15 protein-coding genes are annotated in these 15,050 nt (G+C 32.8%); 6 read left to right on the top strand and 9 right to left on the bottom strand.

The features are described from left to right. The first annotated feature begins 85 nt into the window (after positions 1 to 85). On the top strand, positions 86 to 1,573 hold the full coding sequence (locus tag FJOH_RS14505) for an aminotransferase class V-fold PLP-dependent enzyme (protein WP_012024856.1): 1,488 nt from the start codon (positions 86 to 88) through the stop codon (positions 1,571 to 1,573). A 93-nt stretch (positions 1,574 to 1,666) separates the two neighbouring features. Here FJOH_RS14505 and FJOH_RS14510 read toward each other — a convergent pair whose 3' ends face one another. The 7 genes from FJOH_RS14510 to FJOH_RS14535 form a co-directional block, all read right to left on the bottom strand. Next, positions 1,667 to 3,409, bottom strand: coding sequence for an APC family permease (locus tag FJOH_RS14510; protein WP_012024857.1), 1,743 nt, complete (start codon positions 3,407 to 3,409; stop codon positions 1,667 to 1,669). A 118-nt stretch (positions 3,410 to 3,527) separates the two neighbouring features. Further along, positions 3,528 to 3,998 (bottom strand): nuclear transport factor 2 family protein, encoded by a 471-nt coding sequence (locus FJOH_RS14515; RefSeq protein WP_012024858.1) that lies wholly within the window; start codon positions 3,996 to 3,998, stop codon positions 3,528 to 3,530. A 51-nt stretch (positions 3,999 to 4,049) separates the two neighbouring features. After that, the gene (locus FJOH_RS27245) at positions 4,050 to 4,325 is read right to left on the bottom strand and encodes a hypothetical protein (RefSeq protein ID WP_012024859.1); all 276 of its coding nucleotides are present in this window, start codon (positions 4,323 to 4,325) and stop codon (positions 4,050 to 4,052) included. A gap of 123 nt (positions 4,326 to 4,448) precedes the next feature. Further along, a complete protein-coding gene (locus FJOH_RS27360; protein WP_262487881.1) occupies positions 4,449 to 4,580 on the bottom strand; it encodes a hypothetical protein in 132 nt (43 codons plus the stop codon). An 11-nt stretch (positions 4,581 to 4,591) separates the two neighbouring features. Continuing rightward, complete coding sequence (locus tag FJOH_RS14525; RefSeq protein WP_044048326.1) at positions 4,592 to 5,071, bottom strand: hypothetical protein; 480 nt, start codon at positions 5,069 to 5,071, stop codon at positions 4,592 to 4,594. 6 nt (positions 5,072 to 5,077) lie between these two features. Then, positions 5,078 to 5,755: a peptidoglycan DD-metalloendopeptidase family protein gene (locus FJOH_RS14530; RefSeq protein WP_012024861.1), complete on the bottom strand. Its 678-nt coding sequence runs from the start codon at positions 5,753 to 5,755 to the stop codon at positions 5,078 to 5,080. Positions 5,756 to 5,766: 11 nt separating this feature from the next. Further along, positions 5,767 to 6,432: a spermidine synthase gene (locus FJOH_RS14535; protein ID WP_012024862.1), complete on the bottom strand. Its 666-nt coding sequence runs from the start codon at positions 6,430 to 6,432 to the stop codon at positions 5,767 to 5,769. Positions 6,433 to 6,497: 65 nt separating this feature from the next. Here FJOH_RS14535 and FJOH_RS14540 point away from each other — a divergent pair, with 65 nt between their 5' ends. Continuing rightward, entirely contained in the window at positions 6,498 to 7,049 is a 552-nt protein-coding gene (locus FJOH_RS14540) for a 1-acyl-sn-glycerol-3-phosphate acyltransferase (RefSeq protein ID WP_012024863.1), read from the top strand. An 83-nt stretch (positions 7,050 to 7,132) separates the two neighbouring features. Here FJOH_RS14540 and FJOH_RS14545 read toward each other — a convergent pair whose 3' ends face one another. Then, a complete protein-coding gene (locus FJOH_RS14545) occupies positions 7,133 to 7,600 on the bottom strand; it encodes a helix-turn-helix domain-containing protein (protein WP_012024864.1) in 468 nt (155 codons plus the stop codon). Between the two features lie 312 nt (positions 7,601 to 7,912). On the opposite strand from FJOH_RS14545, the gene FJOH_RS14550 reads away from it, so the two are divergent. The 4 genes from FJOH_RS14550 to FJOH_RS14565 all read left to right on the top strand — a co-directional run bounded on the left by FJOH_RS14550 (position 7,913) and on the right by FJOH_RS14565 (position 12,831). Continuing rightward, positions 7,913 to 9,067 carry a M14 family metallopeptidase gene (locus FJOH_RS14550; protein WP_012024865.1) on the top strand — a complete coding sequence of 385 codons (1,155 nt, stop codon included), beginning with the start codon at positions 7,913 to 7,915 and terminating at the stop codon, positions 9,065 to 9,067. A gap of 77 nt (positions 9,068 to 9,144) precedes the next feature. Next, entirely contained in the window at positions 9,145 to 9,624 is a 480-nt protein-coding gene (locus tag FJOH_RS14555; RefSeq protein ID WP_008468989.1) for an Lrp/AsnC family transcriptional regulator, read from the top strand. A gap of 92 nt (positions 9,625 to 9,716) precedes the next feature. After that, on the top strand, positions 9,717 to 12,302 hold the full coding sequence (locus tag FJOH_RS14560) for a phosphoenolpyruvate carboxylase (protein WP_012024866.1): 2,586 nt from the start codon (positions 9,717 to 9,719) through the stop codon (positions 12,300 to 12,302). Between the two features lie 13 nt (positions 12,303 to 12,315). Further along, positions 12,316 to 12,831 (top strand): DinB family protein, encoded by a 516-nt coding sequence (locus FJOH_RS14565; RefSeq protein ID WP_012024867.1) that lies wholly within the window; start codon positions 12,316 to 12,318, stop codon positions 12,829 to 12,831. Positions 12,832 to 12,893: 62 nt separating this feature from the next. On the opposite strand, the gene recQ is transcribed toward FJOH_RS14565, so the two are convergent. Beyond that, positions 12,894 to 15,011, bottom strand: a complete 2,118-nt coding sequence (recQ, locus tag FJOH_RS14570) for a DNA helicase RecQ (RefSeq protein ID WP_012024868.1) — start codon at positions 15,009 to 15,011, stop codon at positions 12,894 to 12,896. Positions 15,012 to 15,050: the final 39 nt, after the last annotated feature.

Consider the following 15,050-nt stretch of genomic DNA (forward strand, 5'->3'; position numbering starts at 1 on the left):
TTATTCAATATTTAAAGTTTATAATTGATAAATTCTCAATATTATAAAAAAGCAATATATTTGCAGTCAAACACAGGCACAACAAATGAATACCAAAAATAGTACCATCAGTCTAGAAACTTATTTTCAGGAATTTAGACATCATATCGTTGGCATAGATCAGGAATTTATGTCACCTTTTGGCAAAAAAAACATTATTTATACCGATTGGACTGCCAGCGGAAGGCTTTACAGACCAATTGAGGAGAAACTTTTGAACCAATTTGGACCATTTGTTGCCAATACACATACTGAAACTACCGTGTCAGGTACTGCCATGACAAAGGCTTACCATCATGCGAGACATATTATTAAACGTCATACTAATGCAAACGAAGATGATGTTTTGATTACAGATGGAACCGGAATGACTGGAGTTATCAATAAATTCCAACGTATTCTGGGTTTGAAAATCCCTGAAAACCTTAAAAATTTTACGACTGTTCCAGCAGAAAAAAAACCTATTGTTTTTATTTCGCACATGGAGCATCACTCTAATCAAACCTCTTGGTTAGAGACTATTGCAGATGTTGAAATTATTCCATCTTGCGAAAAAGGTTTGTTTTGTTTAGATAATTTAGAGTTACTGCTGCAAAAGTACAGCGACAGAACTATAAAAATTGCTTCTATAACTTCCTGTTCGAATGTTACGGGAATAAAAACTCCTTTTCATGATGCTGCAAAATTAATGCATCAATACAATGGAGTTTGTTTTGTAGATTTTGCCTGCTCTGGTCCTTATGTTGAAATCGATATGCATCCAAAAGATCCGGAATCTTATTTGGACGCGATTTTCTTTTCACCTCATAAATTTCTCGGTGGTCCTGGAACTTCGGGAGTTTTGATATTCAACAAAAAATTATACAACAATATGATTCCTGATTGTCCGGGAGGAGGAACGGTAAGCTGGACAAATCCATGGGGCGAACATAAATATATTGACAATATTGAGGATCGCGAAGATGGCGGAACTCCGGGATTTCTTCAGGTTATTAAAACCGCTTTGGCAATTGAGCTGAAAGAAGAAATGGGAATCGAAAACATTCTGGAGCGTGAGCATGAAATTGTAGATTTTGTTTTCAAAGAACTGGAACCTGTTGAGAATATTAAAATTTTAGCAGGACAGCATAAAAAACGTTTAGGCGTAATTTCATTTTTTATTGAGGATCTGCATTTTAACTTAGGCGTGAAATTATTAAACGACCGATTTGGAATCCAGACTCGCGGCGGATGCAGCTGTGCAGGAACTTATGGTCATTATTTATTGCACGTAGATCAGGAGACTTCTAATAAACTGGTTAACGAAATTACAATTGGTGATTTGATCAAAAAACCGGGATGGATTAGAATGTCAATTCATCCAACGACAACTGATGAAGAAATTGCTTTTGTCTGTGAGAGTATTAAAGATTTAGCTAAAAATCATAAAACCTGGGCTTTAGACTATTCTTACAATAAAAATACAAATGAGTTTGTTCATAAAAATGCAGTTTCATTTGAAGATGAATTGGTAGAAAGCTGGTTTAAATCTTAACTTTATCATTGCCTATATATAGTAAACCCGACAGATTTTTAAAACCTGTCGGGTTTGTTATTTTATGAGAAAGATGTTTTCTGCTTAAAAAAATTACATAATCAAACGTACGCCGCCAAGATCTGAAACACGATACGAAAATTTGTTTCCCGGAGAACCTATAAACATAAAGTTTTTAGGAATTTTCCATTTCTGAGATAATTCGTCTATAATTTCGGGACCAAAAACACCTTCAATTTCAAGGTATTCAATATCTATATTGTCGTAAGCTCGATCCAGAACTTCTAAATCTTTTACCAGAGCTTCGTTTATAAGACCATCATTTTTTACATAAACAATTTTTAGCTTTTTGGTCGTTTCGTTGCCTTCTACATATTGAAGAACTTTGTTTAAAATGGCAATATTATCACCTTTGGTAAAAAAAACAAATTCCTGAGAATTAATTTCGGCACTTAAATTTTGAAGGTAACGATTGCTGAGAATTACCATTTTGCGAAGCGGCTGATAGAAATATTCTAAAATTTCGATAAGCACTTTTATAAGCATAACACGATTGAGCATTATTCCGATGAAAATCAGAGCCGGAACCATGTATTGCAAAAAGGTGTAAAAAGCATTAATGTTTAATTTCATATTTCCGATAAAAGCGGCAATGATAAAAGAAACGGCAGCAAATACAGCCAATCCGTGCGCGCGCTCTGGTCTTGGTAATTTTCGTCTTTTAAATTTAAGAAGCAGATTCCCGATTCCGAATAAAGCCATTACGGCTAAAAATGAAAAAGTATAAACCCCGGCCAAAGATTCTAAATGACCGTTTGTAGCAAAAAGCACTGATATACAAAGAATCAAAAAGCTGATTACGATTCTATAATGTGAACCTCTTTTGTTTTGTTTTAAAAAAAAGTTAGGCAAGATTCTGTCAAGAGTCATTCGGTTTAATAATCCTGAGACACCCACAAATGAAGTTAAAACGGCACCGCATAAAACTAAAACGGCATCTATAGAAATAAGCCACGCCAGCCATGATCCGCCTGTTGTTTCTCCTAAATGTGCTAAAAGTGATTCTTTGTTTTCTCCAACTTGCGCCAGGGGAATTACGCTTATTAACAAAATTGCAATTACGGGATTAAAAAAACTGACAAGCGCCCACATATTGCGCAGTGTTTTTGGAAAAACGCCCTGCTGCTGTTCTTCTACAAAGTTGGCAGAACTTTCAAAACCGGAAATTCCGAGCATTGCTGCAGAAAAACCCAAAAAAAGAGCAGTTTTCATACTGCCAAATGCAATAGGCGTTTCCCAATTAATATGAAAAACGTTTAATCCGTGATTTAAAATAAACCAAATCGAAGCGAGAACGAGCAAACTCAAAGTGGCGATATGGGTTACAAAAATGATAACAGCCACAAAAGCAGATTCACCAATTCCGAGGATTGCGAGAAAAGTAAATAAAACTAAAACAACTACTGTGGCAATGGTAACATTTAATCCTTCAAAAATTCCGTGCAGGTAATGCATTCCTTCTGAAGCCGAAATTACAGCTGTTGCCATATAAGACAAAACGGTTAATGTGGCAGCCAGAGATGCTAAACGTTTTGTAGATGTATTTAATAGGACATTGTAAGCTCCTCCATTTAAAGGAATTGCCCCAACAACTTCACCATAAATTTTTCTGAATAAAAATAAAACGACTGCTACAATTAAAAGAGAAATCCAGGCATATTGTCCTGCATACAAAATCGTTAACGCCGATACGTAAAGACAGGATGAACTAATATCGTTTCCACAGATTGCCGTTGCCTGCAATTGATTTAACTTTTTGTGTATTATTTCTTTCATGTTTTTTATTATTACAACACGATTAATTCAGCACCAAGTAAATTATAATCTACACGAAGGCAGATATTGAAAGCAGACTAAAAAATACTTTTAGTATTTGTATATTGGAATACAGAAATTATTTCGATTCCTGAAATTTCTTTAAAGAAAGTAATGCCTGCTGCTGGATTTTTTTATGAAAAAAACCTGTCCAGCCCAGTAAATATCCGGTGGTTCCAAAAGCTTGTTTTGACCATTTCCAAACATCAAAACTGTCTGCATGTTTGATAATTAATCCGTCTTGAAAAGTAAATTCGGCAGAAATTCTGTTTACTACAGTTCGGTTGGTTTTACTAAAATTATAAGTAGCCACCCATTTTGCAGATCCTGTAAACTCATCAGCTTTAACATCAAAAAATTCAATTTTAATGTTTCCTTTACTTCTGGATAAAAGCATTTCCCACATTTTAGAAACTTGTTCTCCTTTTAATAAACCAAATGCCGGATCAATAAAATGAACTTTTGGATGATAACATTCAGCCATTGTTTTAAAATCAGAATTGGAAAAAGCGGTATAGAACTTTGTGATTAAAGCTTCGTTGGGAGTCATAAATTTGAAATTAGAATATAAATATAAGCTTTATTTTATAAAATGTTTTGTTTACAAAACACTAATTTCTTTAGCCGTGTCGTAACTCTTCTTAGATGTATCGTAAGCCGTTGAAAAATAATTCTTTTTGTTATGCGCAGTAAAATATCCGGTTTCGTTTCCAAAAGTATTTGAACCGCCGTTTATAATAAACCGAACAGCATAAATATCATTTTTTTTCAGTTTAGCAAATTCGGCAGGCGTAAAGTAATAATATGATGTTGTTTTTCCATCAGATGATTCTTTTACGTTTTTGTCTACACAGGCAATAACATCGGCATTAGCCAAATCTACATAAAGTCCGCCGGCAATTCTGGCTTTATCATTTGATGTTGCAACGGTAATCTTTAAAATGCCGCCTTTATCTGTTTTTGCAATCTGAATATTGGTTTCGCCTGTAAAAGCATATTTTTAGCAGATAAATGTATAATCCTGTGTTGCCGGAAATGGCTGAGAACCTTTTACGCTTATGGTTTGCTGCGCATTAACATTTACAAAAGCTGCAATAAACAGTAATAAAAGCAGTGGCATTTTTAATTTCATATAGTTGTACTTTATTGTTCGGCTATTTTGGCATCAAATTTTTCATCCCAGTCCATTGATTTTATGGCAGATACTAAATTTTCTTCGTTTACAAAAACACGAAGTTCTTTGTTAGCTACTTTTTTACTGTATAAAGCATGATAACGGTAAATAACTTCGTTTTTAGTTTTATAAACTCCGTCTAATTTCAAATCAATAAAACTTCCATAATATTGTCTAAATCTTGTACAGGTTTTAGTCAATCGTTCTTCTGTCGTATTTTCTCTAACAGACTGAGTAACTTCAGTTTCATTAAAAGGTTTAAACTTTGATGTGTTACAGGTTTCTAAAACTCTTTTTCCTAGTTCATAAGCTTTTCTCTGCTGTTCAGAACTAATTTCGGCATTAGAAACTTTTTTAATTTTTAAATCTTCAGTATCTCTGCTTACAGTTTTAGATTTACATCCAATTAATAATAACAGCAAACATATAATCAATCCCGCTTTCTTCATAATCATTTAAGTTATTTTTAATAATAAGTTAGGGTCGGGGCAATTTTCTATATAAAAATTCAAATCGTTTGTATTGCAGACTCCGGGATAATCGCCCCATTTGTCTTCCATGTTTTTTATAATCTGAAAGTGAACATGGGGTGCATAATCTCCGTTAACAGTTGAATTTCCTAATGTGGCAATTTGACTGCCTTTTTTAAAAATTGTCCCAACGGTAAGGTTTTCTATACTTTCTAACGATAAATGTCCATATAAAGTATAAAATTTTTCATTTTCAGCTTTATGTTCTAATATTATAGTAGGACCATAGTCTCCAAGACCTTCATTATTTTGAAAACTGTGTACTTTTCCATCAAGCGGTGCTAAAACAGCAGTTCCGGCTTTTGCCCATAAATCAAGGCCGATATGAATATTTCTTTCGGCAATAGAATCGTTTTTAAAAATTGTGCTCCTTTTATATAAGTTACGTCCTTCAATGTAACCGCCATAAGCAACCTCTGCATTATTATCTGCTAAATATCCAAAAATAAACCGCTCAAAATCATCAGATGTTTCAGGTTTACTTTCGACTAATTCTGTATTCGTTATAGATAAATCTAAAGGAAGATATTTTGAAAAATCAATAGAGGCATCAATAATTTTAGTAGGTGGTAAGGCTTTTAATATAGATTCAAGAGGTTTCATAAAGATAATATTTAAGGCAGCTTTTCGATTATTATTAGTTCATTATGCACTTCTATGCGGGGCAGCATTTTTGAAGTAAACAATTCTGGATTTATTTCAGATATATACTTTCTGTTTCGAACATTATGAGCTTCGTCTAAAATCATAGTATTAAATAAAACAAAGCCCCGATCTTTTAAAAGAAAACAAATTCTTTCGCTGAAAAACTTTTCAAACAAAAAGTTCGGCATATTGGTATCTTCAAAAATATCAATAATTATTAAATCATATTTATCTTTTGTTTTTAAAACAAATTCAAAAGCATCATCAATTACAATTTCGAGCTGTTGTATTTCATTTAAGTTAAAATACTGATTGGCAATCTGAATCATCTCGGCATCAATTTCAACACCCGTAATTTTTCCTTTATATTCGATTTCATCAACCAGCGTTTTGATTACGCTGCCACCGGCAACTCCCAGAACCAATATATGATCCATTTCGAGAACTTTATTGTAACCAATATTTCGAAGTCCGTACCTTAATATACGCTGCAGACTTCCGTAAGAGTAATTAGTGTTTTCAGAATCTAAAACCAGCTCTCCATTTGCCCAGGTAACTTCGATAACTTTGCTTCTGGCCGATTTTTTTTTGAAGATTTTAATTGGATAAAGATAACTGAATAGTTTTTGAATCATTTTGTAATGCTTTTACTCAAAAATACCATTTTAAATCTTTTATTTTGCAAGAAATATCAATTTTAATGAAGAAAAGACTATACAAATTCATCTTTTATAAGCTAATGGGCTGGAAGATAGTAGGAATAGAAAATGCCGAAGTGAAAAAATGTATATTAATGGTGATGCCTCATACAAGTAACCATGATTTTTATATTGGTTTATTAACCAGAGGGATTTCCGGTCTGCAGATGAATTGGGTTGGAAAGAAAGAATTATTCAAATTTCCGTTTGGATATTATTTTAGAAATGTTGGCGGTGAACCAATTGACCGCACGGGCGGATTAAATAAAGTAGATTCTATCGCTGCTATTTTTGATCGTAAAGAAGTTTTTCGTTTGGCAGTTGCTCCGGAAGGAACCAGAAAAGGAGTAACCGAAATTAAAACAGGTTTTTATTATATCGCGCTTAAAGCGAATGTGCCAATTGTTCCTGTAGCTTTTGACTGGGGCAAAAAAGAAGTTAATCTTGGAAAGCCATTTTACCCAACAGGAAATTATGAAGCTGATTGGGAAATTTTAAAACAGCATTATAAAGGTGTTTTAGGAAAAATTCCAGGAAACGGAATTCAGATCTAAATTTTGGATATTTTTTCTGATTCGTGAGAATCGCTTAAATGAAAAATAATTTTAAAAATTTTCAAATACGCGAAATTTTAGACTTATGGTACATAAGCCTTAAAAGTTCCGTTTTTGTAGAAAAATACAATTTTCTCAATTTCGTCTTCTTCAAAACTTATATTTGACCTTTTGGGTTCTGCATAATTTTTAACTGGAGTTTTTTCTTCTTCATAATGTAACTGAGAAAACAAATCAATCTCAGAATGGTTTTCATTTGATGAAGCAGGGGAGTCTTCACTTTTTATATCCGATTTAGGTTCAAATTTTAAAGTTTCATTTTCAGATTTAGGGAAATTTCCTTTTCCTAAAAGCATCCAATATAAATCTACTTCTGGAAAAACATCCAGAATTTTCATGACAAAATCAAGACTTGGTTTGTTTCTTCCAGACAATAGGTGAGACATACTAGATCGCTGTACACCAATTTTATCTGCAAAAGAAGAAGCGTTTAGTCCGTAATAATCGAGTATTATTTCCAGTCTTTTTACAAAATCATCGATGTTTACCATTGTAAATTATATTTAAAATTTAACCTGTTTACAAATGTAATTAAAAAGATTAGATAATGCAATTTTACAGTTGTTAATACTCTAAATTATACAGGGATAAGCTAATAATTACTTTATGTAATTGTGTTTAAACAACTGAAATTCAGTATTTTAATTTTTAATACTTGAAGTAATAACAATTGTTAACCGCTTTTTAAAGAAATACTTGAATTCAATGTTAAAACCTGTTTACATTTCTAAATTCAACTAATTTTTCAATGTTTACAATTGTAAAAATAAAGATGTTTACTTTTGTAAACTAATCAAAACACAATGAATTTAGAAGAATTATTTAACCAATACAAAGAACAATCAATTGAAGGACGTTATCTAACTTTAGATCATATCAAACCTTTATTAGATAAATTAAATACTAATAATGAAGTAAAAGTTATTGGCAAATCTGTTTTAGGAGAACCTATATATAGTTACCAATTTGGGACAGGAAAAACACGTATATATTTATGGTCTCAAATGCACGGTAACGAAAGCACTACAACCAAAGCACTTTTTGACTTTATTAATGTATTAAACAGCAAATCTGATTTTGCAGCAAAAATGCTTAATACATTTACATTTTATGCCATTCCTATCTTAAATCCTGACGGCGCCAGACTTTACACTCGCGAGAACGCAAATAAAATTGACTTAAACCGCGATTCTCAAAACCTTACACAGCCGGAAAGTAATGTTCTAAGAGAGGTTTTCGAAGCTTTTAAGCCTGATTTTTGCTTTAACCTTCACGATCAGCGTACTATTTTTGGTGCAGGTGACACAGGAAAACCTGCAACGGTTTCTTTTTTGGCTCCATCTTATAATGAGGAAAGAGAAATAAATGAAAACCGCCAAAAAGCTATCAATTTAATTGCCGGAATTAACGATGAATTGCAGAAATATATTCCCGGACAAGTGGGCAGATTTGACGATTCGTTCAATATAAACTGTATAGGAGACACTTTTCAGTTTTTAGGTGTTCCTACTATATTATTTGAAGCAGGCCATTATCCTAACGACTACGATAGGGAAATCACCAGAAAATACATATTTTTCTCACTAATTTCGAGCTTTAAGCTTATAAGCGAAAACGATTTAGTTGTCAATAGAAATTCCGATTATTTGAATATTTCACAAAATAAAGTGGTTTTTTATGATTTTATGTATAAAAATATCAAAATAAATTATGATGGTATCGAAATTATTACGAATTTTGTCGCACAATACAAAGAAGAATTGATTGAAAATAAGATTCATTTTAATGCTTACATAGTCGAGGCAGGCGAATTGGAAAATTATTTTGGTCATTACGAATACGATGGAAGAGGAGCTGTTTATTCTGATGATTATTCTAATATTCCGAAAATGAACCAAAAAGCAGATTTTTATTTAAATAAAAACATTAAATTTGTTAACGGGTTGATAAAAAGTTAATTTTTATGTGAATTTGTTATTTTTTATATATATTTTTATACTTTGTAATAGCAATTAGTAATATTAATTAAAGAATTATGAGTAAATTTCGTTTAGATGAAGTAGATCACCAGATTTTAGATATGTTAATAGACAACACGAGAGTACCGTTTACTGACATTGCAAAAAAACTATTGATTTCTGCTGGTACAGTACACGTTAGAGTAAAAAAGATGGAGGATGCCGGTATCATCATGGGGTCTTCATTAGCCTTAGATTACGATAAATTAGGTTATTCATTTATTGCTTATGTTGGGGTTTTCCTTAACAATACATCACAAACTAAATTTGTACTAGAGCGTATCAATCAAATTCCGTTCGTAACAGTAGCTTCTGTAACGACAGGAAAATTCAATATCTTTTGTAAAATCAGAGCAAAAGATACTAAACACGCAAAAGAAGTTATTTTCATGATTGATGATATCGATGGTGTTTACAGAACTGAAACTATGATTTCATTAGAGGAAAGTATTAACGATAAGAAGCGTTTGATGCATACTATTTTTAAAAATATGTAAAAATTCCTCTTGAATGCTATATTATAAAATATACCTCAAGTTTTTCTTGGGGTTTTTTTATGACTAATTAACCAACCAACTATAACACAATTATGTACACGTTGCCAAAAATAGAACGTTTTAACAAAGACGTTCTTTCTAAATATCACATTTACAATAGTGTTTTCATAACATTACCATTTGATTCTATAGATAACACTGGAGTTTTACTTCCTTTATTTACAGAAACCTGCGAAACGGGATTTAAAAAACAGGAAACACCAAAAGAAATTTTTGATTTCTTTTCGAATAAGTTCCTAAACAATGCTTCAGAAACTGAGAAAATCGATCTTATGTTTCGATTTATTCAATATATTGAGCGTCAGATTGTATTATTTGATGCTATTGAAGATGCAGCTTTTCCTGAAGTTAATAATATGGAAGGACGCGGCTCTTTGCGAGATATTAAAGAAAAATCAGACGCTAAAGAAAAAGACGATGAACTGGTAGATTTCTTAGAAAGCTTTAATGTCCGTACAGTTTTAACAGCACACCCAACACAATTTTATCCTGGACCGGTACTTGGAATTATAAATGATTTGACAGAAGCAATTCGTCAGAACGATTTATTGCAAATTAAACAATTGCTTGCGCAGCTGGGAAAAACACCTTTTATTCAGCATGAAAAGCCAAATCCTTACGACGAAGCGGTAAGTTTAATTTGGTACCTTGAAAATGTATTCTATGCTACGGCTGGAGAAATTGTACATTATCTTCAAAAAAATCTTCACGATGGAAACCCAATCAAGAACCAATTGATAAAACTTGGATTCTGGCCTGGAGGTGACCGCGACGGAAATCCTTTTGTTACAACAGAAATTACTCTTAAAGTTGCAGATCGTTTAAGAACTTCAATTTTAAAGTGCTACTATGTTGAAATGAGAAACTTAAAAAGAAAGCTAACTTTCTCAGGTGTAGATACTTTGGTATCTGATCTTGAACATAAGCTTTACCGTTCTGTTTTTTATTCTAAAGGTGAAATTTTCATCACTTTAGATGAATTATTAACGCAGTTGAATACTATTCGTACTATAATTATTGAAAAACATCAATCATTATATCTAGATGAATTAGAAGCACTTTTAGTAAAAATTAATCTATTCGGATTCCATTTTGCTACTTTAGATATTCGTCAGAACAGCAAAATTCACAATGCCGTATTTAAAGATGTTGTGAATTATTATTTGAATTCTGGTTCAGATATTTTCCCTAAGAATTATTATGATTTAACAGAAGATCAAAAAATCGATGTTTTATCAAAAGTACAAGGGAATTTAAATCCTGCCGATTTTGAAAACGAAATTACAAGATCGACTTTAGAATCTGTTCAGGCTATCAAAACGATTCAGGCAAACAATGGTGAAGAAGGCGCTAATCGTTACATTATCAGCAACAACGAAAGTGCTCTGAATGTAATGGAGACTTTTGCAATGATCCGTTTAAACAATTGGAAAAACCCAACGGTTGATATTATTCCGCTTTTTGAATCTGTTGATGATCTACAGAATGCGCACCAAATTATGGAGCAGCTGTATACTAATCCGGAATATTCTAAGCATTTAAAATCAAGAGGAAATGAGCAGACAATTATGCTTGGTTTCTCTGACGGGACAAAAGACGGCGGTTATTTAATGGCTAACTGGAGTATTTATCAGGCAAAAATTTCGTTGACTGAAATTTCAAGAAAATACGGAATCAAAGCTATTTTCTTTGACGGACGCGGCGGACCTCCTGCACGAGGCGGTGGAAAAACACATAAATTCTACGCTTCATTAGGGCCAAAAATTGAAAATAAAGAAATCCAGATAACGGTTCAGGGACAAACTATTAGTTCTAATTTTGGAACTTTAGATTCTTGCCGTTTTAATATCGAAAACTTATTAAGTGCCGGTGTTACGAATCAGGTATTTGGTAAAGAAAAGAATGAATTATCTGCAGAAGAAACTCAAATCCTGACACAATTAGCTGATTTAGGATATGAGAAGTATTTGAGCTTTAAGAATCACCCAAAATTTATTCCTTATTTGGAAAAAATGAGTACGTTGAAATATTATTCTAAAACAAACATTGGAAGCCGTCCATCAAAAAGAAGTAAATCTGAATCATTAGATTTTGCTGATTTAAGAGCAATTCCGTTTGTGGGTTCTTGGAGTCAGTTAAAACAAAATGTACCAGGATTTTTTGGAGTAGGAACAGCTTTAAAACATTTTGAAAAATCTGGCCAGTGGCACAAAGTAAGTGATTTGTACCACAATTCATTGTTCTTTAAAACCCTGCTTGAAAACAGTATGATGTCATTGGCTAAATCATTTTTACCATTAACAGCTTACATGAGAAAAGATCCTGAGTTTGGTGAATTCTGGCAGATTATCCATGATGAATTCTCTGAAACAAAACGTCTTTTATTGAAAATTGCGGGTCATAAAACCTTAATGGAAAATTATCCTGATGGTATAGCTTCAATTCAAATAAGAGAACGTATTGTACTGCCATTGTTAACGATACAACAATATGCATTATCAAAAATAAATGAATTAAACAAAGAGAGTTCTCCAAACGAAGAGCTTATTAAAGTGTACGAGAAAATTGTAACGAGATCTCTTTTTGGAAATACAAATGCAAGTAGAAATTCAGCTTAAATAATAAACAGAAATGAGAACAGCAGAATTATTAGATAATGAATATTCTGGTCATTTTGGTACTTATATCAAAGAAGCCGGTGATGGAATTTTAATTGAAGAATTAGAAATTTCGCTTCATGAATTTATCAGATTTGTTCAGGATATTCCAATGGATAAATTTGATTATCGTTATGCAGAAGGCAAGTGGACGATTAAAGATATCATTCAGCATGTTATCGATACGGAACGTATTTTTGCATATCGCGCTTTAAGATTTTCAAGAAATGATAAAACGCCTCTGCCAAGTTTTGAGGAAAGTGAATATGCTGACAACACCGATTCTAACAAAAGAAGTATTCAGGATTTATTAACTGAATTTTCTGCTGTAAGACATTCGAATTTATTGTTTTACAAAAGTTTATCTGATAAGCAGCTTAAACGAATTGGAACAGCTTCCGGCAACCCAATTTCAGTAAGAGCTTTAGGTTTTGTAATCATTGGCCATGCAAAACATCATCAAAAAGTTTTTAAAGAAAGATATTTGTAAAGCTTATACATAAAAAAATCCTGTGAATATTCACAGGATTTTTTTTATGATCAAAAGGGCATTTATTGAATTGTTTGATATTTTCTTTCAACAACTGCTAAACCAAATCTAATTTTATCATAAGACATTTTTTCTTCAAAATAATCGAAATAAGGCTTTAATGCACTTGGCTTTTCTAATTCAATTTGTGCTTTTTCTATTGCAGCAATTTCTTCATCAGAAACAAACTGACTTAAATCTAAATCGTATCCGTCTACATATAATTTTGCAATATGAGAAACTACAGTTGTCTGGCTGATGCTTCTTCTTTCTGCAATTTCTTCGACAGAACTACCGCTTTGAAATAATTCTAGCGTTTTTTTATAAGTGCTGTCTTTTTTTTCTTTTTTAACAACCGATTTATTTCTTTGAAACTCAATAATTGCATTGATAAATTCTGCACCGTATTTTTCAAGTTTTGCTTTTCCAACACCTTCAACAGCCAGAAATTCTTCATCGCTCATTGGTCTTAAGATTTCCATTTGTCTCAAAGATGCATCGCTGAAAATTACATATGCCGGAACTTCTTCTTCTTTAGCAATTTCATAACGTAATTTTCTAAGGGTTTCAAAAAGAGAATTTTTAACAGCTTTTGCTTTCTCTTGTTTTATTTCATTTTTATCAATTACTTTCTTGACAACTGTTGTAAGCTTTACTTTTTCGCCTTCAAATAAAACTTTTTTAGCAAAAGGCGTCAATAAAATTTTATTATGCTGATGAAAGGCAATTTCGCAATATCCTAAATTAATAAGCTGAATTAAATATTGATTCCAGTCGTACCACGAAATGTCAGCGCCAATTCCGTACGTTTTTAGCTCCTGATAATTTTTTTCGTAGATATACGCGTTTCTCGAGCCTCTTAAAAAATCAACAATTACTGCCAAAGGCTCAGACTCCTGTAATCTTGTAATTGCAGAAAGGGCTTTTTGTGCGAGAATCGTCCCATCGAAAAAAGTTGGCGGATTTTTGCAAATATCACAATTACCGCAATTCTCTGTCACCAATTCACCGAAATAAGAAAGCAGAATCTTTCGTCTGCAGCTTACAGCATCGGCATATTGTTTCATTCGGTCTAATTTGGCAAGCTGCACATCTGCATTCAATCCATCCGAAGCAAATTTTTGAAGTTGAATTACATCTGCATAACTTTCAAACAAAACCGTTTCAGCCGGAAGGCCGTCACGACCCGCACGGCCAATTTCCTGATAATACCCTTCTATGTTTTTAGGAAGATTATAATGAATTACCCATCGTACATTTGATTTATCAATTCCCATCCCAAATGCAATCGTGGCACATACAACCTGACAATCGTCGTTTATAAATTCATCTTGTGTTTTGGCACGGGTTGTATTGTCTAAGCCTGCATGATAGGCTTTTGCTGCAATTCCGTTTTTTGCTAATTTTTCAGCAAGTTCTTCGGTTGTTTTTCGGCTTAAACAATAGATTATTCCGGATTCATTTGGCTTATTTTCTACAAAGTCAATAATTTGTTTTACACGGTCTAATGCAGGGCGTACTTCAAGACTTAAATTTTTTCGGTCAAAAGAAGCTACAAAAGTTTTCGGATTTTTTAAATTGAGCTGTTTTGTAATATCAACACGTGTCGCTTTATCGGCAGTTGCTGTTAAAGCCAAAACAGGAGTAGAAGGGAAGCGGTTTTTTAAATAACCCAAATTGGTATAAGCCGGCCTGAAATCGTGTCCCCAGGATGAAATACAATGTGCTTCGTCGATTGCGATTAAACTAATAGTTAATTCGCTAAAAATGGTGTCTAAATACGATAAACTTTCAGGCGCAATGTAAACAAGTTTAAAAGTATTCGTTTTTAAATTGTCTATATAATACTGCTGTTCTTCTGAAGATTGGCTACTGTTGATGTAACAAGCTGAAATACCATTTGATTTTAAACTGTCAACCTGATCTTTCATTAAAGCGATCAGAGGTGAAATTACAATCGTTATTCCTGGCAGTACAAGGGCTGGCAATTGAAAACATATTGATTTTCCTCCTCCGGTTGGCATAATTGCCAGTGCATCATTACCAGACAATACTGTAGTAATGATAGTCTCCTGATTGGGTCTGAATTTTTCAAATCCAAAATTTTCCTTTAGTTTGGCGTGTAGTAGTTCTGAATTCATGCGGCGAATATTTATATCTGGAACTAAATCCAAAATATA

The sequence above is a fragment of the Flavobacterium johnsoniae UW101 genome (assembly GCF_000016645.1).
GTDB classification, from domain to species: domain Bacteria; phylum Bacteroidota; class Bacteroidia; order Flavobacteriales; family Flavobacteriaceae; genus Flavobacterium; species Flavobacterium johnsoniae.